The 20,648-nt window shown below is 65.1% G+C and carries 17 protein-coding genes and 1 pseudogene; 5 read left to right on the plus strand and 13 right to left on the minus strand.

Annotated features, from left to right (window positions below; translation table 11 throughout):
* Positions 1-13 precede the first annotated feature (13 nt).
* The 4 genes and pseudogenes from WS78_RS31890 to WS78_RS31900 all read left to right on the plus strand — a co-directional run bounded on the left by WS78_RS31890 (position 14) and on the right by WS78_RS31900 (position 7,653).
* Entirely contained in the window at positions 14-1,279 is a 1,266-nt protein-coding gene (locus WS78_RS31890; RefSeq protein ID WP_059576680.1) for a hypothetical protein, read from the plus strand.
* A 22-nt stretch (positions 1,280-1,301) separates the two neighbouring features.
* The gene (locus tag WS78_RS36700) at positions 1,302-5,837 is read left to right on the plus strand and encodes an RHS repeat-associated core domain-containing protein (protein WP_082717455.1); all 4,536 of its coding nucleotides are present in this window, start codon (positions 1,302-1,304) and stop codon (positions 5,835-5,837) included.
* Between the two features lie 11 nt (positions 5,838-5,848).
* Complete coding sequence (locus WS78_RS36705; protein WP_152611664.1) at positions 5,849-6,175, plus strand: hypothetical protein; 327 nt, start codon at positions 5,849-5,851, stop codon at positions 6,173-6,175.
* A gap of 515 nt (positions 6,176-6,690) precedes the next feature.
* Positions 6,691-7,653: pseudogene (locus WS78_RS31900) on the plus strand (transposase).
* Between the two features lie 420 nt (positions 7,654-8,073).
* On the opposite strand, the gene WS78_RS31905 reads toward WS78_RS31900, so the two are convergent.
* The gene (locus WS78_RS31905; RefSeq protein WP_059576676.1) at positions 8,074-8,817 is read right to left on the minus strand and encodes an SDR family oxidoreductase; all 744 of its coding nucleotides are present in this window, start codon (positions 8,815-8,817) and stop codon (positions 8,074-8,076) included.
* 18 nt (positions 8,818-8,835) lie between these two features.
* Positions 8,836-9,678: an NAD-dependent epimerase/dehydratase family protein gene (locus tag WS78_RS31910; protein ID WP_038746317.1), complete on the minus strand. Its 843-nt coding sequence runs from the start codon at positions 9,676-9,678 to the stop codon at positions 8,836-8,838.
* 120 nt (positions 9,679-9,798) lie between these two features.
* On the opposite strand from WS78_RS31910, the gene WS78_RS31915 reads away from it, so the two are divergent.
* Positions 9,799-10,290, plus strand: a complete 492-nt coding sequence (locus tag WS78_RS31915) for a nucleotidyltransferase family protein (RefSeq protein ID WP_038746067.1) — start codon at positions 9,799-9,801, stop codon at positions 10,288-10,290.
* Between the two features lie 200 nt (positions 10,291-10,490).
* Here WS78_RS31915 and WS78_RS31920 read toward each other — a convergent pair whose 3' ends face one another.
* From WS78_RS31920 to WS78_RS31975, 11 genes are all read right to left on the minus strand, one after another.
* Positions 10,491-11,306, minus strand: a complete 816-nt coding sequence (locus WS78_RS31920) for a phosphorylase family protein (protein WP_038746069.1) — start codon at positions 11,304-11,306, stop codon at positions 10,491-10,493.
* Positions 11,307-11,335: 29 nt separating this feature from the next.
* On the minus strand, positions 11,336-12,052 hold the full coding sequence (locus tag WS78_RS31925) for a histidine phosphatase family protein (RefSeq protein WP_038746071.1): 717 nt from the start codon (positions 12,050-12,052) through the stop codon (positions 11,336-11,338).
* A 26-nt stretch (positions 12,053-12,078) separates the two neighbouring features.
* Positions 12,079-13,566: a phosphohexomutase domain-containing protein gene (locus tag WS78_RS31930; RefSeq protein WP_059576673.1), complete on the minus strand. Its 1,488-nt coding sequence runs from the start codon at positions 13,564-13,566 to the stop codon at positions 12,079-12,081.
* On the minus strand, positions 13,544-14,614 hold the full coding sequence (locus WS78_RS31935) for a carbohydrate kinase family protein (protein ID WP_038746075.1): 1,071 nt from the start codon (positions 14,612-14,614) through the stop codon (positions 13,544-13,546). The genes WS78_RS31930 and WS78_RS31935 overlap by 23 nt, the downstream gene beginning before the upstream one ends.
* Positions 14,607-15,029 carry a RidA family protein gene (locus tag WS78_RS31940; protein WP_059576670.1) on the minus strand — a complete coding sequence of 141 codons (423 nt, stop codon included), beginning with the start codon at positions 15,027-15,029 and terminating at the stop codon, positions 14,607-14,609. The genes WS78_RS31935 and WS78_RS31940 overlap by 8 nt, the downstream gene beginning before the upstream one ends.
* On the minus strand, positions 15,026-15,772 hold the full coding sequence (locus WS78_RS31945; RefSeq protein WP_059576667.1) for an SDR family NAD(P)-dependent oxidoreductase: 747 nt from the start codon (positions 15,770-15,772) through the stop codon (positions 15,026-15,028). The genes WS78_RS31940 and WS78_RS31945 overlap by 4 nt, the downstream gene beginning before the upstream one ends.
* Complete coding sequence (locus tag WS78_RS31950; protein ID WP_226377271.1) at positions 15,769-16,446, minus strand: DJ-1/PfpI family protein; 678 nt, start codon at positions 16,444-16,446, stop codon at positions 15,769-15,771. The genes WS78_RS31945 and WS78_RS31950 overlap by 4 nt, the downstream gene beginning before the upstream one ends.
* A gap of 10 nt (positions 16,447-16,456) precedes the next feature.
* Positions 16,457-17,518, minus strand: coding sequence for an inositol-3-phosphate synthase (locus WS78_RS31955; RefSeq protein WP_038746082.1), 1,062 nt, complete (start codon positions 17,516-17,518; stop codon positions 16,457-16,459).
* Between the two features lie 651 nt (positions 17,519-18,169).
* Positions 18,170-18,835: an HAD family hydrolase gene (locus WS78_RS31960; protein WP_059577010.1), complete on the minus strand. Its 666-nt coding sequence runs from the start codon at positions 18,833-18,835 to the stop codon at positions 18,170-18,172.
* A 403-nt stretch (positions 18,836-19,238) separates the two neighbouring features.
* A complete protein-coding gene (locus WS78_RS31970) occupies positions 19,239-20,210 on the minus strand; it encodes an alpha/beta fold hydrolase (RefSeq protein ID WP_059576658.1) in 972 nt (323 codons plus the stop codon).
* A 6-nt stretch (positions 20,211-20,216) separates the two neighbouring features.
* Complete coding sequence (locus WS78_RS31975; protein ID WP_038746088.1) at positions 20,217-20,636, minus strand: PaaI family thioesterase; 420 nt, start codon at positions 20,634-20,636, stop codon at positions 20,217-20,219.
* Positions 20,637-20,648 lie beyond the last annotated feature (12 nt).

Genomic DNA, 20,648 nt, shown 5'->3' on the forward strand with positions numbered 1-20,648 from the left:
GGGAACGAGGATCATGCAGAACTGGCAACCCACGAACCCCGTGGAGCGCAGGTTCATGGATGCGCACACGGATTGGCAGAGCTTTGCGAAGGATCGAGCCGCAAGGCTGATGATCTGGCAGGCGAACGAAGCCGATGCGCAGCTCGTGCAGCTTTATTTTCAGACGCAGGAGGAGATGTCGAGCGCGGTGATCGTCATGCGTTCGGATTTCGTCGGTGAAGCGCGCTACGCGGCTGCGCTGGCGGACGAGCTCATCCGCTTTTACGACAGCCGGCGCGACGCGTCGAACGCGCAAGGGCTGCGAGCGGATTGGCAACCGCCCCGTGACGACGGCGGACATCCGGTTCTTCGGTTTCTGACGGTTGCCGATAGCTTGATGCAGCACCATCCGGACATTTTTCCGGCGATGGTTTTCGTGTTGCAGCCCGAGCAGGTTCGCGACGATGCGGCGCTCGCGCGCTGGCTCGGCGAATTGCTCGACGTCATCGAAAACTCGCCGCGGCTCGGCGCGCGTGTGCGATTCGTATTGCCGCGCATCGGCGACGAACCGTTCAAGCCGTTGCAACAGCAGCATTCGAGCACCGTGCACGTCGTGAAGGGACGTTACACGATGGCGAGCGTGCCGCGCGAATTGCTCGCGGAATCCGGCGAGCGCGGGCCGAACGGCGAGTTCAGGCGATTGTTCGTCGAACTGAGCGAGACGATCGGCGACGGCAATCCGGCGCGGCTCGAACAATTGCGCGCGGCCGCGTTGCGGATCGCCGAACGCGAGCGCTGGTTCGATCAGTGCGTGGTCGTGCATCTGATCGCGGGCGCGGCGTATTTGAAGTGGCGCGATCACGAGCGCGCGCTCGACGCGTATCGGCAAGCGACCGAAAGCGGCGAGCGCGCGCTCGGCGCAGCGCATCCGGCGGGGCACAAGCTCGTCGCGAACGGGCTGTTCGGCGAAGCGAGCGCGCACCTGACGCACAAGGCGTTCGCACCGGCCGCATACTGCTACGAGCGCGCGGCGGCGTCGATGACGGCCGCGCGGGACGCGCTGATGACCGTCGAGGCATGGCGCATGAGCGCGGTGTGCTGGGAGAAGGCGGGCGAGCGCGAGCACGCATTGGAGGCGGGCTTCAACGCGCTCGACGCGGGACTTCTGATCGACGAATCGATGCGCTTGAACAGCAACTTGCGGCTCGTCGTCGAATGGATGGTCAAGCAGGTCGGCGCATTCGACCGACGCCGCAGCGAGCTGAGCGACAAGGTCGCGGCGCTGCGCGGCGGACGCTGAGCGCGAGCAAGGAGCGGAAAACATGGCGCTGCCGGCCGTCAAGCATCTCGATCCCGTCGTCGGCGTCGACGTGCATTCCGTGATCGTCACGCCGGGGCTGCCTCCCGTGTTCTTGCCGCATCCGCACATCGGCTTCATGCTCGATCTGCGGGAATACGTCGAGGCGGCGAAGGGCGTGATCGGCAGCATTGCGATGGCGATCGCCGAAGACGCGGTGCTGGAATATCTGAAGGATCATCCCGACGACGTCGAGAAATTGACCGATACGTTCGATTCGCTCGATGACCAGATGAAGAAGGCCACGAGCAATCCGATGGTCGCGGAAGCACTGAAGCTCAATCGCGACGTGTCGTCGATCAAAGGCGACGCGGCGAACGCGATGGGCGCGGGCGTCGGAGCGGGCGCCACCGCCAGCAGGCCGATCTTCGTGAACGGGCTGATGCGCGCGACGGCGGGCACGCATTCGTTTCATGTGCCGGGCTTGCACTTTCCGCTCGGCGAAACGTTCGCGCCGCCCGATCCGCTGCCGTCCGACGACGCCGAATCGTACATGGGCAGCCGCACCGTGCTCGCGAACAACGATCCGTTTTCGTACATGGCGCTGTCCGCGATGAGCTGCTGGGCCGAAGGGATCGAGCCGCCGCCGCACAACGGCGCGCATACGGCGCGCACACATGTGTCGATGCCGAGTTCGGTGATGCTGCCGATTCCCGCCGGACGGCCCGTGCTCGTCGGCGGGCCGCCCGTGATGAACATGGCGGCGGCCGCGAAGGGGATGTTCAAGGCGTTTCAGGGATCGAAGTGGGCGAAGAAGCTTGCGGACAAGCTGCATCTGAAGTCGGGGTTCTTGCGTTGCACGGTGCTGAAGGCGGAACCGGTCGACGTGACGACAGGCGAAGTGGTCGTGCAGCAGAACGACTTCACCGTGTCCGGCAGGCTGCCGCTCGTGTGGGATCGTTATTACGCGAGCCATGATCGTCATGCGGGCGCGGTCGGCTTCGGCTGGCAGACGCCCGCCGATATCCGGCTTGAACTGATGCGCAACGAAGACGGGATCGGCGCGGTCGCGCATTTTCCGGATCATGCGACCGCTTTCGACGTGGTGCCGGCCGGCGACGGCTGGCCAGCGCGCACGTATGACTGGCAGCATGGGCATGCGTTGTATTGCGACGATGGGCGGATGGTGCTGCGCACGCGTGAGGGTATCGAATACGGGTTCGTGCTGCCTTCTCGTTGGCGAGATGCTGTTGCGGCGCTCGATGGTGAGTCGCGAGTCACGCTGCCGATCGATCGCATGGCCGATCTCAATGGCAATGCGTGGGTGTTCGAGCGTGACGTGTATGGCGGGCTCGTGCGTCTCGTCGAATGGAAGCGCGACGGGCAGACCGAGCGTGTGATCGAATGCGGCACGGGCAGCGGGCTGCACGCCGGGCTGTTGACTTCATTGACGCTGATCGATGCGGGAGGGAACCCGCATCCGCTCGTGAGCTACGAGCATGATCGCGAGCGCAATCTGACGGCCGCGATCGATGCGATGGCGCATCCGCATCATTTCGAGTACACGGCCGGCCATCGGATGGTGAGCCATACGAGCGCGCGCGGCGTGTCGTTCTACTACAGCTACCAGCAGGGCGACGACGGCGTGTGGCGCGTCGATCATGCTTGGGGCGACAACGGGCTGTTCGATTATCGCTTCGTCTACGATCGCGCGCGGGTGGAGACGCGCGTCACCAATTCGCTCGGGCATACGTCGATCATGCAGATGAACGAGCGCGGGATGCCTGTCGCTGAAATCGATCCGCTAGGCGGCGTGACCGCGTATCGGTATGACGCGCAGGGGCGTGCGAGCGCGGTGATCGATCCGGCGGGGCGGACGACGGCTTGGGAATATGACGCGTATGGCGGTTTGATCGTGCAGACGTTGCCGGACGGCAGCGCAGTCAGAACGGAATTTGACCTCGATCGCCGCCCGGTCTGCGTGACGTTGATAGGTGGCCGGCAGTGGCGCTACGAATGGGATACGTTCGGCAATCTGCTCGCGCAGATCGATCCGTCGGGCGCGATATCTCGCTATACATATGACGAGTACGGTCAGCTCGTCGAACATACCGGGCCGCGCGGTGCGAGCACGCGATTCGATTACCACCGGGACGGCGATCTCGCGGCGCAGATCGATGCGTTGGGGCATCGCACGCAGTATCGGTACGATGCGCGCGGATACCTCATCGAAGCAATCGATGCGCTCGGACAACAAAGCAAATACGAGTACGACCGCAACGGCAATCTGATGCGCGCAATCGAGCCGGGCGGGCGTGAGATTCACTGTGGGTACGACGCTGAAGGAAACCTGTCTCGCTATCGCGACCCCATGGGCTACGTGACGCAGATGGAGTACTCGGCGCTCGGACAGGTCAGCAGACGGCTCGCGCCCGACGGCACCACCGTTGAATACCGCTACGACACGGAAGAACAACTGATCGGCGTCGTGAACGAACGCGGCGAGCTATACGCGCTCGAACGCGATGCGCTGGGGCGGATCGTCGTGGAGACGGACTACTGGGGGCAAGCGCGACGCTATCGGTACGGCGCGGCGGGTGAACTGCTCTGTAGCACTGATCCTCTGGGGCAGACGATCGAATACCGATACGATCGGCTTGGGCGCATCGTGCAGAAGCGCGTGCCTGATCCGGAACATGGCGATGGTCTCCGGATCGACAGCTTCGCATACGACCGGCGCGGGGATTTGGTGATCGCGCAGAATCCGTCTTGCCACGTCGAGTTCAGCTACGACGCAGCGGGTCGCGTGATCGAGGAGCGACAAGGCGACGACTTCACGATCGCCAGCGATTTCGACGAAGCCGGCAACCGGATAGCACGCAGGACCCGGCTTATTGCCGGCTGCGCGGTTGTCGAGCATACCGTTCGCTATGCATACGACGCTTTGGATGCCGTCACGTCGATTCGGATCGACGACACCGCGCCGGTCGTGCTCGAGCGAGATGCGCTCGGGCAGATTTGCACCGAGCAGTTGGGCGCGGAGTTGCGGCGCGAACTGTCGTACGAATCGGACGGCCAGCTTGCGTCGCAGCGTACGTTGCTAACCGGCACCGGCGCGCTCTTCGCGAGCGAATATACGTACGACGCGAATGGCGAATTGGTCGAAAAGCGCGACTCGCGGGGCGGCATCGAGCGCTTTCAGTACGATCCGGTGGGGCAGGTGATCGCGCATCTCGACCCCGCTGGGCAGTTGCGTCGCTATCTGTACGATCCGGCCGGAGATTTGCTGAAGACGCACATTCGCGAGCGCCGCGCGGCGGATGCAGCCGCTGCGGCAAGGACCGGCACTTGGGTGCGTGAAGGTGAATATGAAGGCTGCTATTACGCGTACGACAGAGTCGGCAACCTTATTCGGAAGCAGGATGCCGCGCAGGACCTGACGCTGCGTTGGGATGCGGCCGGGCAGCTCGTTGAGACGGTGGCGGTGCGGCCGGGTCTTGCCATTTCAGGGGAGAAGTCAACACACATTCGCGCACAGTATGAGTACGATCCATTCCAGCGGCGGGTTCGTAAAGTCGTGTGTGAGGGAGCAACAGGCGGGGCATCGCAGCAGCCGCTGTACCGTCTGAGCCGGTTCTTTTGGGACGGCAATACGCTGGTTGGGGAGTCCACAACGGGAGGGGAGGGAGGGAGTGGGTCCGATCTGGACATAGACGGGGATATACGGCCGTCGCCACTTGCTTCGCCGGAGCATGGCCAAACCGACACAGGAGCGCTACCCGTCGCTAGCCGTGTGTGTGAGTGGATTTACTATCCTGAAACGTTCCGGCCGCTCGCTATTGTGCAAGGCGATCTGGCTGAGGGTAGGGTATCGACGCGACTATCGGGGCAACTAGCACCGGTCGCAGGAACGGTGTATTTTTACCAGAATGATCCGAACGGGGCACCCGTACGGATGCATGATGCTAGTGGAAGGGCTGTATGGGAGGCGCATTATCGCCCTAGGGGTGACGTCGAATGCACTGAGCGGTGGATCGTGCAGCCACTCAGGTTGCAGGGACAGTATCACGACGCTGAATCGAACCTGCATTACAACCGGCACAGATACTTCGATCCCAATACTGGCTACTTCATCAGCCAAGATCCTATCGGATTAGAAGGTGGCTCTTACCTCTATCAATACGCGCCAAACCCATGGACTCACATCGATCCTCTCGGATTGATGGACCCTTTCGATTTGTGGTTCACGCAAAATACAATTTCAGATGTATTCACTCAAGGAGAATGGACTGGAAGAAGTGTGCAGGAGGCGATTGATGAGGCCGTACATTTGGGTGAACTTCCCAAAGGATTGGAGATCAGTTACGAAAGGATGATTCTTCCAAGTGGAGAAGAAGTATGGGCGACTCTAAACAATCGTACGCTCTACGTGGCACAAAAGGCAAATGTGCGAATCAATCCTGCGGATAAAAATGGAAGGGGGGTTAATCAATTGAATAAACTTCTGGATGGAAGATTTCCTACCCCGGAACAACCGGAAGTGTTGTCAAAGAACTGTTGATATGGTGATTTATGAGAAAAGGCAAAGAAATTTATACTGGACTCTATGCGTTCGGCGATGTGAAGTCAAATTCATTGTGCGGAGGCGTGTCAGCGGTTATTAAAATCCCAGAATATAGCAATGAAATAATGTTTTTTATTAATAATTCTCATGCTTGCGAGGCGGCTGCCATTGATAATGCGATGAGCTATAGGTTTAGCATGGAAGAGTTGGAGAGTATTCAGAGGGCTATTGAGAAAATATTAAATGATGTTCGGAATCTAAAATCTTTATCGCGTAGAAACCTTCTCCGTGATGAAGCATATAGAGATCCGAGCCAAAATGAGAAGGTGGAGTAAGCAGTTTCAAGAGAAGAACGCTGAAATTCTAAGTCCCCCGAGTTACAGAGCCGCGACCCGCAGGAGGTCAGGTCTTGTATTGACACATCGCTCGACGAAGCATGTTGCAAAGCAAGACCTGACTCTAAGGTTTCATGAGGCGTGAATGTGCCCGTTTCGCTTGACGGATGATTATATTGCTTTTCACACAATACTCTCGGATGGATTTATCTGTGTGGGATGCTTCGTGAGGCGACCTCCGGTTTTAATATGTATGGGTTATATATGATATTGGGAAGTGAGCCCTATTGCATAGATATAAGATTATTTAAAGAGGCGCCGTAATGAACATGCCGGATCGGGTCGACTGGTTGATGGCGTGCGTATGAAACCTCTCGATAGAAATATTACTTAGTCGTCCATGAACAAAGCGGAGCGGTTTGTGCGGCAAGGTGGCGGGGCCGAAATGGTGTTGAGAGATTTGCAAGGCACAGGCATATTGGTGTGAGTTTCCTGCAAGTTCCGACGAGGTTTGAATGGGTCCGAAGACGCCGGTGCCAGAGGGAGACTGCTTCCGCCAGCTGCTACGTGAGCAGATCAACCTGAAGCATCCGCTGGTTCGCCGGTCCGGCCTGATCGACTGGGATCGGCTTGGTGTGGCAATGAGCGCGAGTTTCGTCTCGCACTAAGGTCGGCCGGCGACCTCGCCTCGGCTGATCGCGGGGCTGCTGTACTTGCAGACCAAACCGCCTATCGATCCGTCGAGCCTGACGCGCTGACGCAAGCGGTTGGGTGAGGCCGGCGTTGAAGAACTGCTGGCCGAGACGATTGAAGCAGCCAAACGGGTCCACGTCATCAAGAGCGTCAACTCGATGGCGTCGCGGAACAAAGTCGGGCGGCTCTGGAAGACTTGATTGGCCGCACGAAGCGAAATCTGTCGCAGAAGCAAAAGGACAAGAACAAGCTGTACGCGGTGCACGCGCCGGAAGTCGAGTGCCTGGCGAAAGGTAAGGCGCGCAAGCCATACGAATTTGGTGTGAAGGTGTCGATCACGACGACGCACAAGGAAGGCTTGGTGGTCGGCGCCCGCTCGATGCCGGGCAACACGTACGACGGGCACACACTGGGCGAAGCGTTGGAACAGGCAGCGATCCTGAGTGACGTCCAACCGGAGATCGCCGTCGTTGACCGCGGCTACAAGGGCGTCGCCGTCGATGGCGTGAAGGTCTATCTCCCGGGTTTGAGACGCGGCATCACGCGAGGCTTGCGGGCGATGATTCGGCGGCGCAGCGCGATTGAGCCGGCCATCGGCCATATGAAGGCGGACGGCAAACTTGATCGCGACTGGCTCAAGGGCGCGCTGGGCGATGCGATCCATGCGGTGCTGTTGTGGCGCAGGCCACAAGCTGCGGATGATCCTGAGGCAGCTACGGCTTTTTTACGCCCTGATTCTCATCGCTTGGTTCGGGCTCAAATCCGTTCCGCTATCGGCGGCATGACTTCATCAGCGCACCAATACGAGTTGTTCAGGGCCGGACCAATTAGCAGTATCAGGACGGGATACGCGATCAATGCGGCAAAAGCGGACTGCATCCCAATCTTTTTGGACACCGTTTCGGGCAGGAGATCGCGATCGACATCGCGAAGCGATCGCGCCACGCAGGCAAGCCGAGCGCGCACGCAACCGCAACCGCTCGTCGCTCGTCGCTCGTCGCGCTCAACCAATGGTTCGACAGCACTTTCGAAAACGCCCGACCCTCCTCGAGTTCCGGCGAATGCCACGCATGCTCGCAGCACTCACGCCGAAGGACATACGGCCCACGACACCTCACGTGCGATCGACGGCTTGCCGTCGCGCCGATGCGTTCAGCCCATCGCGCGCCCCGCCTGACGAGCGAGTCCGTCATATGACGCCACCGCTAAACAATCTGCTCCCCCCCATCGACAGTCATCGACGCCCCCGTCACAAACCCATTCACCATACAAGCGATCACCACCCCCGCCACATGCTCGGCCCGCCCGATCCGCCTCCCCGGCAGCTTCGCCGCGTGCCCCGCAAAAAACGCCGCGCGCCGCGCCGGATCGAGCGCGTTCCACAGCGGCGTATCGAGCAACCCCGGAACCACGGTATTCACCCGTCTCGGGGCAAGCTCGACCGCGAGCGCCCGCGCGATCCCTTCGATCGCGCACTGCGACGACGTGAACAGCGATTTCCCCGCCACCGGCTTGCGGCTCAGCGACCCCGTGACGAACGTGATCGATCCCGTCTCGGCGAGATGCGCGAGCGTTTCCTGCACGACGACGAGCGACGACCAGAACAGGCTGTCCCAGTGCTGTTTCAGCGTGTCGAGATCGTCCGCGATCGAATGCGGCGCGATGTCGTGAGCGACGCTCAAGCAAAGATGATCGATACGCCCGATGCGCTCGGCAAGCCGCCGAACGTCGCGCGGCTCGCGTACGTCGGCCGCCTCGGCGATCGCGCCCGCGCCGACGATCGCCACCGCGCGATCGAGGCGCGCGCGATCCCGCCCGACGATGATCGCTTGCGCGCCGAGCCGCGTCGCCTCGCGCGCGAGCGCGAGCCCCACGCCGCTCGATCCGCCGACGATCAGCACGCGCTGGCCGTCAAGTGAATAGATGCCGTTCGAATGCGTCGCGCCCATGATGACCTCGTCGCCGTTTCATCGATCGTCGCGCCACGAATGGATCGGCTCGAAGCCGAACAATCGCTTCGCATGTTCCGGCGCGAAGAAGCTGCCGCATTCGCGCAGCCGCGCCGGCACCGGCGCGCCGGGGAAGCGCAGCTCGAAGAGCGCATCGATCGGCTGGGCCATCACGGTGTCGCGCGCGGACACGAACACGTTGTGCACGCCTCGCGGCCGCGTTTCGACCGCGAGACGGCATGCGCGGGCGAGATCGCGCGCGTCGATGTACGACCACAGATGCCAGCGGCGCAGCTGCGGATCGCCGTGATACTTCGCATAGTGCGGATAATCGGCCGGATCCTCGATCACGGGCGCGCGCAGGCCGACGATCGACATGTGTTCGCCGCAAAAAAAGTCGGCCATCTGCTCGGTGACGATCTTCGACAGCGCGTACGTGGAGCCCGCGCGCGCGGGCGAATCTTCCGTCACGGGCACGTCGATCTCGCCCGACGGATCGAACAGGTCGTCGACGACCGCGGCGCTCGACAGCCACACGACCGAGCGGATGCCGAGCAGGCGAGCCGCCTGGAACACGTTGTAGTTGACAGTCAGGTTGTCGCTGAACGTCTTGCCCGGCGGGAACATGCCGGGCAGCGACACGTTCGCGAGATGGACGATCGCATCCGCGCGCTCGAACGATTCGACTACTTGCCCGAGGTCGCGCAGATCGGCCTTCATCGAAGGCAGGTGCCCGAGCGCGCTCGATACGACGGTGGCCTTCACATCGACGCCGAGCGTGTCGTAGCCGTGCGCGGCGAATTCGCGCACGACGAACGCGCCGGCCTTGCCGGCGGAACCCGTGATGACGATCCTTGTCATGCTCGCCTCCAAAAATCGTTAAAGTAAGGATTTCGATGTGTCGCGGCCGCCCGAGCGCGGTCGCGCTTCGTCGGCACACACGCTGCGCGGCCTCGCGCTTCGCAGCCGCACGGAGGAACCATGGTTCGACCATCCGTCGAAGCGGCGCTCGAACAGACACTGTTGCTGGCGGTGCCGGCGATGACGGCGATGTTTCGCGATCCGTGGTGCGTGATCGGCAGCGCGGCGCTCGCGCTGTACGGCGTCGACGTCGCGCCGAAGGACATCGATGTGCTGACGAGCGTGCGCGACGCCGACGCCGCGATCGCGCATTGGGCCGCGTCGCGCCGCGCCGAATTCCGTCCGGCCGACGGCGCGCGTTTCCGGTCCCGCTTCGCGCGATTCGGCTTCGCGCCGCTCGACGTCGAAGTGATGGGCCGCCTCGAAGTCAACGACGGCCGTGCGTGGCGCGAGGTCGTCGTCGATTCGATGCGGTACGTCGCCGTCGCGAACGTGAAAGTGCCGGTGCCGTCGCCGCTCGCGCTCGAACGCATGCTGACGCTGTTCGGCCGGCGCAAGGATCTCGAGCGCGCGGCGTTGCTGAGGCTGCGCTTCGATGCGTTGCGCGAATAGTCGACGCTCGCGCCGATATGGCCAAAACGAGCGAAGCGCTCGAAGCGCTCGAAACGACCGCCACGAGCGAAACGACTCAACCGACTGAATCGGCCGCGATATCGCCGCATCGCGTCCGACGGCGGACGGCGCGCGCCGTCCCGCGGCGTCGTCGTCGCCGCGCGCCGCTTCCGATCGCGAGCGTACTGCGCGCAATCCGTTCAAGTTTCAGCCTCGATGCGCAGCACCGCCTCGGCGATCTTCGCGAGCGTGGCGGCGGCGGGCTGCATGCCGGCGAGCACGAATGCGTGCGTCACCGCGTTGTCCGGATCGAGCCCTTCCGCCCAGTTGCAGTTCGCGCAGATGAGCGCATACGGAATCTCCATCTGTCTGCACAGCACGAGCTCCGCACCCGCGGTCATGCCGAGCACGCGGTTGCGCCGGCCCTGATAGACGTGGCGGTACGTCTCGACTTCGGCCACGCTTTCAAACGCGTCGCCGCCCGACTGGATGTACAGCCCCTGCATCAGCAGCTTCGCGCCGACCTTGTCGGCCGCGAGCGCGAAGTTCGCGCGCAGCCGCGCGTCGAACGGTTCGCGCATCGACGGATGCACGTGTTTCGCAACATTGCCGAAGCTGTGCGAGACGCTCGACAGGCCGCGTGCGTAGTCGTCGGGCGCGAGAAACACGTTGTCGGCGGCGAGCGGCAGATCGAGGTCGATCGCGCCCACCGAATTGAATGCGTAGACGGCTTGCACGCCGAGTTCGTGCAGGTGCCAGATGTGCGCTTCGTGTCCGAGCTCGGCGACGAGCTCGGACGGGCTGCGGTCGGGAATCTCGAGCGTCGGGCCGTGCCGAGGCAGGACGATCGCCTCGATGCCGCCGATCCGGCCTGTCGTGTAATGCAGCACCGCGCCGCTGCGCCGGCCGAACGTGACCCGCACGTTCTCGATCGTCTCGCGGTTGCCGAGGAATGCGTCGAGGCCGCGGGCGAGACCGGTGCCCGCGATGATGGCGATGCGCTTCGAGTGTGACATGCGCGACTCCTGTCGGGTGATGGAGGGCGTTACCCGTCGCGCCCTCCGATAAGCGGCGGCGCGTCGCGCGCCCCGTCGTCGATGAGGGCGCCCGCACCGTCGGGCGGCGCGCGCGCGCGATCGGGATCGGTTCGCCACGCGAGCGACAGATGCGACGTGTCGCCGAGCGGACCGAGCGCCACGCCGCCGCCGTCGCGCACGATCAGCGAAACCGAGCATGCGTGAATGTCGGCGATCTGCCGGAAGCGCGACAGCGGCGTCGCGCCGTAGAACGACGCGAGCAGCCGGATCGGCGATTTGTGCGTGACGAGCGCGACGTCGTCGAACATGCCGATCGCGTCGCGCACCGCCGACATCACGCGCGCGAGCACCGCGAATCCGGTTTCTCCGCCGGGCGGCGCGTGGATCGCCGGATCGTCGATCCAACGCCGGTACGCCGGCTCGTCGCGCACGTCGTCGGGCACGCGCCCTTCCCACGCGCCGAACGACAGTTCGCGCAGCCGTTCGTCGACGAGAATCGACACGGAGTTCGCGTCGGCGATGTGGCGCGCGGTCTGTCGCGCGCGCAGCGACGGCGACGTCACGACGACGGCGATGCCGCGCAGCGCCGGATGTCGCGACGCTTCGATCGCCATCCGGTGCCCGAGCGCCGTGAGCGCCGGGTCGCGCGCGCCGCAGAAGCGCCCGTCCAGCGTGTCCGGCGTCTGGCCATGACGGATCAGGATCAGGCGGTAGCGATCGTGCACGGGCTTGCTCCTCCGGCGGCGCGCGACTACGGACTTCGCTCGGCGGCGAGCGCGCGGGCGACGTGCGCGGCGAGCGCGGCGGCTGCTCGCGTGCTCAGCAGCTCGCCGTATACGCGGATGCCGCCTTCCGTCGTGGACGGCCGCAGCAGCAGCCATTCGCCGCTGTCGAACGAAAACTTGATGCCGTCGACAGTCGTGATGCGCGCCGTGCGTGCGTCGAAGCCGCATCGTTCGAGTGCGCGCCGGCCCGCGTCGCGCAGTTGCGTGTCGGTGGCGTCGCCGTTCACGTGCGATTCATGCCAGTCGAAGCGGCCGTAGCGATGTCGCAGGTCAGCGACGAGCGCTGCGAGAGACTGGCCGCTCGTCGCCAGCAGGTCGGCGAGGAGCGCGACAGCGCCGAACGGATCGCGATCGACGCCGAATTCGGCGAACGCGAGATCGCCGACGCTGCCGCCGCCTGCGTCGATGCGGCCTTCGACGAGCAGCGGCGACAGATGCTTGAAGCCGACCGGCTGCTCGATGACGGGGCGGCTCCACCGCGCGCACAGCCGCTGCACGAGCGCGCCCGTTGCCGCCGTGACGGCGACGCCGCGCTCCGGATGGCCGTATCGCCGCCGATGCCGGTGCGCGAGCAGCAGTGCGAACAATTCGTGCGGCTCGACCGTGCGCCCGTCGCTGTCGATCGCATAGACGCGGTCGCCGTCGCCGTCGACGACGAGGCCGAGGTCGGCATGTTCGGCGCATACTGCCTCGGCCGCGCGTCGCCGGCTCGCGGGCAGCGACGGATCGGGCGCGACGCCGCCGAAATCAGCGGACGGCGCGCAGCCGAGCGGCGTCGCCGACCAGCGCAGCGCGTCGCAAAGATGCAGCATCGCGCTGCCCGCGATGCCGCTGAGCCCGTCGACGACGACGCGCAGCGGCAGATCCGGCGTCGCCGGCAAGCGCGACAGCACGTGCGCGATGTGCCGGTCGATCCACGGAGACGCGTCGCATGCTTCGAAGATCGCATCGTCGAGACCGTCGGCATCGTCCGCGCGCGCTTCGTCGGCTTGGTCGAATGGCTCGCCGGAAGGCTCGCCGAATGGCGCGTCGCCGGCGGCGCGCTCCGAATCGTCGAATAGCGCATCCGCGCGCCGTTCGAGCTCGGCGTCGAGCGGGCAGCCTGGGCGGCCCTTCGCCTTTACGCCGTTCCATTCGGGTGGGTTGTGGCTCGCGGTGACGAGCAGCGCGAGCTCGGCGTCGCCCGCGCCGACGAGGTACGACGCGGTCGGCGTCGGCAGATGTTCGACGATGCGCACGGCGCGCGCGCCCGCGTCGCTCGCCGCGCGCACGATCAGTCGCGCGGCGCGGCGTCCGAGGCGGCGGCAGTCGTAACCGACGACGACGCGCGGGCCGCCGCCGTCGTGCGCACGCACGGCGGTCACGATCGTCGCGGCGAGTCTCGCCGCGCGCTCGGGCGTGAACGTGCTTCCGATGAGACCGCGCCAGCCGTCAGCGCTTCGCCGCATGCGCATGAGCGGGCTCCTGGGCGCGCGGCGGCGCGGACCTGTATCGCGGGCCGTCGAGTGGGCCGTCGAGCGTCGCGTCGAGCAGCGCGTCGAGCGTCGGCAGGCCGTCGCGTGCGCCGCGCGTGCCGACCGCGCATGCGCCGCTCGCGTTGCCGAGCCGCAGGCGGTCGGCCGCGTCGAGGCCGGCGAGCCGCGCGAGCAGGTAAGCCGACGCGAACGCGTCGCCTGCGCCCGTCGGATCGACGACTTCACACGGATGCGCAGGCGCGCGCGTCTCGATGCCGCGATGGCGGGACAGCGCGCCGTGCTCGCCGAGCGTGACGACGACGTCGACCGCATCGAGCATGTCGAACACGTGATCGCCCTGATCGCGCAGATGCGCGAACTCGCGCGCGTTGCAGAACACGACGTCGCATTGCGGGAGGAGCGTCAAGGCGACCGGATCGCGCGAGTACATCCCGGACGGCGTCCAGCACAGCGCCGCGGCCGCACGGCGCGCGCGCACGAGCGCGACCGTCTGCACGAGCGCGTCGACGCTCGGATCGAACAGCATGACCGCATCGCAGCGCGCGACGCCGGACAGCGCGGCGCGCACATCGTCGGCGACGAGCGACTCGTTCGCGCCGCGATCGAGCAGCATGTAGTTGCAGCGCTCGGGGCCGAGCACGGGGATGATCGCGCGGCCGGTGTGCGCGTGCGCGATGCGCCGCACGAAGCGCGTGTCGACGCCGCGCCGGTCGAGGTCGGCGAGCAGCCTCTCGCCGTCGGCGTCGTCGCCGACAGCCGCGACGATCGATACGGCCAGGCCGAGCGCCGACAGCGCGGACGCGCAGTTGCCCGCGTGCCCGCCCGGCAGCGTGATCGCCCGCACGGGCAGCGAGTCGCCTTCGCATGGCGACACGTCGCTGTACAGCAGCAGATCGACGTTCAGCGAGCCGACGACGAGCACGCTCGCGTGCTGCGCGACGCGCGGCAGCACCGCCCGCTGGCTGCGGGGATCGGCCTGTTTGGCTGCAGCGTCGCGCGATGCGGGCGCGTTGGTGCGGCTAGCCACGTCCGCCGTCCTCGCCGATCACGGCGATGCCGCTGATTTCGACGACACAGCCCGCCTCGGCGAGCGACGCGACCTGTACGAGCGTGCTCGCGGGCGGCGGCGTGCCGAGCACGCGGTTGCGGATCGCGGACACTGCGGGAAAATCGGCGATGTCGCGCAGATAGATCACGACGTTGACGAGCGCCGAAAGATCGCCGCCCGCCGCGTCGAGGATGCGCGCGAGGCGCTCGAACACGATCTCGGTCTGCGCGCCCGCGTCGCCGGGCGCGAGCACGGCGCCGTCGGCGTCGGTCGCGACCTGGCCGCTGATGAAGAGGAGGCGCTGCCCCGCGCCGATCGGCACGGACACGGCGGGCGAATACTTGCCGATCGGCCGCGAGTGGCCGGCGGGATGAATGCCTGTGAAGATCGTCACGCTGGGTTTCCTCCCGGGAAAGGGCCGAAGCTGGATGCGAACGCGGTGACGCGCAGCTCGCGGATTTCGATATGAGGCGGGCCGTCGAATAGATCCGCGACGATCGTCGCGATGTCGGCCGCGTCGAGCGCGCCGGGACGGCTGCCGGGCGCGGCCGACGCGTGGCCGCCCTGGAAATGCGTGTCGATGCGGCTCGGCAGCACGGCGGTCATCCGGACGCCGCGCTCGCGCAGCTCCTGTCGCGCAATCTCGAAGAGCTGATAGAAGCCCGCCTTCGACGCGCAATACGCGCCCCGCTCGGCGAACGGCCACACGCTCGCGTCGGACATCATGCCGACGATCAGCGGATGGCGCGCCTCGAGCAGTGGGACGCACGCCTTCAGCGTGTGGAACGCGCCGTCGAGATTGGTGCGCAGCGTGCGGCTCCATTCGTCGGACGCCGTATCGGCGATGCGCGCCCACCGGCCGCATCCCGCGTTGACGACGACGCCCGCGAGCGCCGCGTCCTGCGCGTGCAGCGCGCGGCCCGCCGCCTCGACGGCGGCGGCGTCGCCGACGTCGACGGCCGCCGTGTGGACACGGCATCCGGCCGCGCCGAGGCGTTGCGCGATCGCGTCGAGGTCGGACGCGGATCGAGCCCATAGTGCGAGGTCGTAGCCGCGCTGCGCGAGCGTTTCGGCGATCGCGAGGCCGACGCCGCGGCTCGCGCCCGTCACGAGGACGGTGCCGCGCCGCGCGCTCATGCGGTCGCCTCCAAAAGCCGCGCGGCGGCCGCGCCGCGACCCGGCCGCAACTCCATCCGGGCCGCCACCGGTGCGACTGCGTACGGCGCAAAATCGGCGAGTAGCTGGAACGCGAGATCGGTCGCTTTCGTCGAAGGCGACGCATCGCCGCCGACCGACCACAGGCGTCCGTCCGCGATGAGGCCCGCGGCAGGCTCGACGGACGGCGCGACGTCGCGCAGCCATTGCTGCTTGTCGTGATGGATCGCGAGCCGTCGTCCGTTCGCGATGCCGGCCGCTGCCACGAGCAGCGCGCCCGAGCACACTACATAGATCGCCGCGCCGCGCATATGCGCGCGTGCCAGCAGCGTGGCGAGCGACGGGTGCCGGGCCGCGGCCGCCGCACCGCGTCCGCCCGGCACGACGATCGCGTGCGCGTGATCGAGCGTGTCGAGCGGCGCGCCGCAGCTCAGGTCGATACCGCACGAAGTCGTGATGACGCGCGACGCCGCCGCGATCGCGACGCGCAGCGGCGCGGCGCCGTCCGGCGCGGTCACGGCCGACGCCTTCGCGAGCACGGCATGCACACCGAACAGATCGAGCGCGTCGACGCCGTCGTACGCGAGCAGAATGACGTCGATCGTCGCCGCTGCGTAGCCGCCAGGGCGTTCGATGCCGCGTTTCGGATGCGCCATCGTCATGCTCTCAAGCGGCGGACGCGTCGAGTGCGCGAAAGCTCGCGTCGATGCTTTGGGGCGTGATCTTGTCGTGTCCGCCGACGGGTGACTTCAGCAGCTTCGCGGCCGCGGCCGGAAAGCCGGCGAGCTTCGCGCGGCGCGATGCGGCGGCGATCCGGATCAGATCGATGATGACACCCGCGGCATTGCTCGAATCCTGGACCTTCAGCTTCAGATCGAGCTGTACCGGCGTGCCGCCCCAGCCGACGCCCTCGATGTTCACGATCGCAACCTTGTTGTCCTTCAGCTGCCCGATATAGCCGGCCGACGGGATGATCTCGACGCGAGATGTATCGACGCCGTCCTGCGCGAGCGCATTGAGCTTCGACTGCTGTTTGCTCGCGCCGCGCTCGCGCAGGTTGCGAAAGTCCTCGTTGCCGCCGAAGTTCAGTTGATACGAGCTCTGCAGCGTGATGCCGCGATCGCTCAGCAGTCCGAGCAGCGCGCGATGCACGACCGACGTGCCGAAGTGGCTCGCCAGATCGTCGCCCACGAGCGGCACGCCGGCCGCCTGATAGGCGTCGAGCAACGCGGGCGTGCGCGCGACGAGCTCCGGCGTGCAGTTGACGAACGCCACGCCGGCAGCGAGCGCCGCGCGCGCATACGCTTCGGCCGCCCATTGCAAGCCGGTCGGCAGAGAATAGAGCAGTACTTCGGCTTCGCTTTCGCGCAGGCGGCGCACGACGTGCTTGAATGCGTCGTCGTCGTCGCGGGTGGTCTCGGCCGTCAAGCCCTGATCCACCGGGAACGGGATGGCCGGCAGCGGTGCGCCGAGCATCGGATAGTTGTTCGGCGGCGCGAGCACGGCCGCGTCGAACGGGCGGCCGACCTTGTTCGGATGGACGTCGAATGCGGCGACGAACTCGACGTCGCTTACGCCGATGCCGCCGATGCGCGGCCGCTTGATGCCGACGAATTCGCGCTCGTCGACACCCTGGTCGCGAAGCGCCCGATAGTATTCGATGCCTTGGAACAGTGCCGATATGTTGTTACCCACGCCGGCAACTGCGAGACGAATGCGCTGAGCCATGTCTCGGTCTCCTCGTAACGTACGTGTGTCTATTGAATCGGATCGTTTGCCGAAATGTTGCGGAATGCAATCGATAAACTGATTCCGTTCTATATTTACGGTTTAATAGAAAATTGAGCGGCGAAACGGAAGGTGGCAGTTTTTATTGATGAGTTGATTTTTTGGTGGAACACAACTCTTCAATATTAGTCGCCGGAATTGGATTATCAAGGCGAGAGGCGATGAGATGCCGGGCGATTGCTTGATGGAACATTCAAGCGGCGTTCCGCCATGTTTTTTAATGAGGGGCGAAACCGTTTAATTTATATTTAATTGAATTGCGAATTTGTCGATTTTATTGCTTGTGATTCGTGCTGTAAATTGCGGCGTGGATTTGTTGATGGATTAAGCCGCTCCGAGCGGCTTCGGAAAACGACCCTCATTGACGGACGGCAGGGTCGTGGCGCCCGGCCGTCGATTGCGACGCGACGCGCGAGGCGTCGTGCGATCGATCAGACCCGCGCGCCGTGGCGGGGATCAACACTTGTCGCGAGATCTCCGACGGAAATCAGCCGTGAATCAGGCTGTTCGGGAGTCCGCTCATCCCGGTGCACAGATAACGATTCTTGGCTGCCTTGTACACAAAATTGCGGACAGGTCCTTATCGTTAATCTATCGGCTTGGGGCACGCTCGAGGAATTCCCACAGCCCCCGATCCCCGAAATCTTTGATCGCCGTCTTCGCTCCTGCTTCTCTCAATTTCTCCTCACCCAACGCCGTCAACATCCCGAACGTAAAAATCCCAGCCGAACTCGCCGAGCGCACCCCCGACGCCGAATCCTCGAACGCCACCGCGTCTTCCGCCTTCGCCCCGAGCAACTCCAGCGCGGTCAAATAAGGCAACGGATGCGGCTTCCCATGTTCCAGCTCGCCGCCGATCACAAGCGTGCCGAACCGCTCCGCGAGCCCCAACGCATTGAGCATCATCGTCGCATTCTCGCGCGGCGCATTCGTCACGACCGCGGTCTTCGCGCCAACCCGCTCCGCATACCCGAGAATATCCGCCGTCCCCGCCGTCGGCGTCAGCTTCGCGCCCAGCTGCGCACGAAACAGCCGCTCCTTTTCCGCCGCCAGCTCGGTATATTCCGCCGCCGGCATCCCCGGAAACAACTCCCCGAAAATCAGGTCGTCGGAAAACCCCATCACGTGCGTCTTGTAGTAATCGATATCGATCGACCGATTCCAGCGCGCGAGCAGCGCGTTATACGCATTCAGATGCAACGCGTCGGTATCGATGAGCGTACCGTCCAGATCGAACAACAGGGTGAGCGCGGTCACTTGGCGGAACTCCTTTCGAAGCGTCATGGTGTCGCATTCGTCATACGTAAGCGAATGCCGCTCAACGCTAACACAATCGGCGGCATCGTGTCGGAATATGTGACCGATGCGGCGAACCCGCTCTCGCAGCCATGAGCCGCGAATTCGCGCATGACGGACAGGCCACACGTATCGCCCTTGCAGGCGGAACCGGATCGGCAGGCCGCGATGATCCTTCGTGCGCTGACGAAGGGCGCCGCGCGCCGCCGCCGCGCGGTGCGTGCGCTGCCAGAAGCCGCGGCGCGCATCGCGGGTGAACAGGGGATCAAATGCGGAATCGAAGCCGCGTGCGAAGCGCCGCGCGCCGACGAACGGCACGTAACGACTGTCGGCATCGCGCGAGGCGCGTGAACGATCGATGCGCTCAGCCTTCCTGCTCCGCCGTCAGCCAGTCGAGCACAAGTGTCGCGAACGCGTCGCTCTCCTCGAGCTCCGGCGAATGCCCCGCATGCTCGAAGCCCGGATGCCGGACCGCGTGCGGCACGTGCTGCGCAATCGACCACTTGCAGCTATGCCGGTGCGTGCGGTCCGCCGCGCCCCACGTGAGCAGCGTCGGCTGCCGGACCTGCACGGCGCGCGGCGCATCGTCGTAGAAGCGCTGCCACAGCGAGCCGAGGCAGCAGAATGCGCCGTGATCGAAGGACGTATCGAGCATCGGTGCGAATTCGCGATAACGGTCTTTCGCCATCGCCTGACGGAACCAGCCGATGCCGATCTTCCGCGCGCCGAACGCGCACGCGCACTGTCCGACGAACGGCGTCGAGAGCAGGCTGCGCGCGTCGACGCGCCGCGCCCATGCGACCTGTTCGTCCCACGCCGGGCTTTGCCAAAGCAGCAGCCTGTCGACGAGCTCCGGCCGCGCCGCCGCGATCTGCAGCGCGATATGCGCCCATACGCACGAGAACGCGAGCAGGTATGGCCCTTCGTTCAGGCTCGCGAGCATCGCCTCGATCGCCGCGCGGTAGTCGTCGAACGAAAACGTGAAACGCCGGTTCGGCACGGAAAAGCCGAAGCCCGGCGGCTCGAAGCAGACGACGCGCGCATGTTGCGCGACGCGCGAGATCAGCCGGTCGAAGTGCTCGACGACGCTCGGCGGATCGCAGACGAACACGATCGTCGGACGTTCGCCCGCGCGCGAGCCGGCGGCGCGTACGCGGATCGTCGCGGTCGGCACGTCGCAAAAGCGCACGTCCGGCCGCGATTGGGCGGCCCAGCCGTGTCTGATCCGCGACGCGCGCGGGCCGAGCCGCAGCGGATCGAGCCACGTCATGCCGATATCGGCGCGCCGTTCGCGAGTGCTCGCGAGCGCCGCGTTCTTCAGGCGTCGCGTGCTCATCGCGATTTACTTCGTTGGCCAGAGAATCATCTGCGTGCAGCGGAACGTCGCGAGCAGCTTGTCCGTTTCGCGGTGCCGGACGGTCGCGTCCCACACCTGCGTCATGCGGCCGGCATGGATCGCGCGCGCCTCGCAGACAATCCCGCCTTCGCGCGCGGTGCCCATGAAATTGCTCTTCAGCTCGAGCGTGCTGAAGCTGGATGCGCCTTCCGGCAGGCTCGCGAGGCATCCGTAGCCGCACGCGGTGTCGGCGAGGCCGACGATCGTCCCCGCATGCAGGATGCCGTGCGCGAGCACGGCCTTGCGTATCGTCAGTTCGGCGCGCACGTAGTGTTTCTCGACCTGATTGACGACGATGCCGAGCAGGCCCGGCAGATAGTCGGCGCCGAACCGGTTGAAGTAGTCCGCATCCAGTTTTTCTTGCATGCCGCGTTCCTC

It is taken from the genome of Burkholderia savannae, assembly GCF_001524445.2.
Taxonomy (GTDB): domain Bacteria; phylum Pseudomonadota; class Gammaproteobacteria; order Burkholderiales; family Burkholderiaceae; genus Burkholderia; species Burkholderia savannae.

Bases quoted from the DNA above. Each gene is read 5' to 3' on its own strand.
- WS78_RS31970 (WP_059576658.1), bottom strand. From the start codon at position 20,210: ATGAGCACGCGACGCCTGAAGAACGCGGCGCTCGCGAGCACTCGCGAA.
- WS78_RS31890 (WP_059576680.1), top strand. From the start codon at position 14: ATGCAGAACTGGCAACCCACGAACCCCGTGGAGCGCAGGTTCATGGAT.
- WS78_RS31975 (WP_038746088.1), bottom strand. From the start codon at position 20,636: ATGCAAGAAAAACTGGATGCGGACTACTTCAACCGGTTCGGCGCCGAC.
- WS78_RS36700 (WP_082717455.1), top strand. From the start codon at position 1,302: ATGGCGCTGCCGGCCGTCAAGCATCTCGATCCCGTCGTCGGCGTCGAC.
- WS78_RS31950 (WP_226377271.1), bottom strand. From the start codon at position 16,446: ATGGCGCATCCGAAACGCGGCATCGAACGCCCTGGCGGCTACGCAGCG.
- WS78_RS31910 (WP_038746317.1), bottom strand. From the start codon at position 9,678: ATGACAAGGATCGTCATCACGGGTTCCGCCGGCAAGGCCGGCGCGTTC.
- WS78_RS36705 (WP_152611664.1), top strand. From the start codon at position 5,849: ATGAGAAAAGGCAAAGAAATTTATACTGGACTCTATGCGTTCGGCGAT.
- WS78_RS31915 (WP_038746067.1), top strand. From the start codon at position 9,799: ATGGTTCGACCATCCGTCGAAGCGGCGCTCGAACAGACACTGTTGCTG.
- WS78_RS31930 (WP_059576673.1), bottom strand. From the start codon at position 13,566: ATGCGCATGCGGCGAAGCGCTGACGGCTGGCGCGGTCTCATCGGAAGC.
- WS78_RS31955 (WP_038746082.1), bottom strand. From the start codon at position 17,518: ATGGCTCAGCGCATTCGTCTCGCAGTTGCCGGCGTGGGTAACAACATA.
- WS78_RS31945 (WP_059576667.1), bottom strand. From the start codon at position 15,772: ATGAGCGCGCGGCGCGGCACCGTCCTCGTGACGGGCGCGAGCCGCGGC.
- WS78_RS31920 (WP_038746069.1), bottom strand. From the start codon at position 11,306: ATGTCACACTCGAAGCGCATCGCCATCATCGCGGGCACCGGTCTCGCC.
- WS78_RS31905 (WP_059576676.1), bottom strand. From the start codon at position 8,817: ATGGGCGCGACGCATTCGAACGGCATCTATTCACTTGACGGCCAGCGC.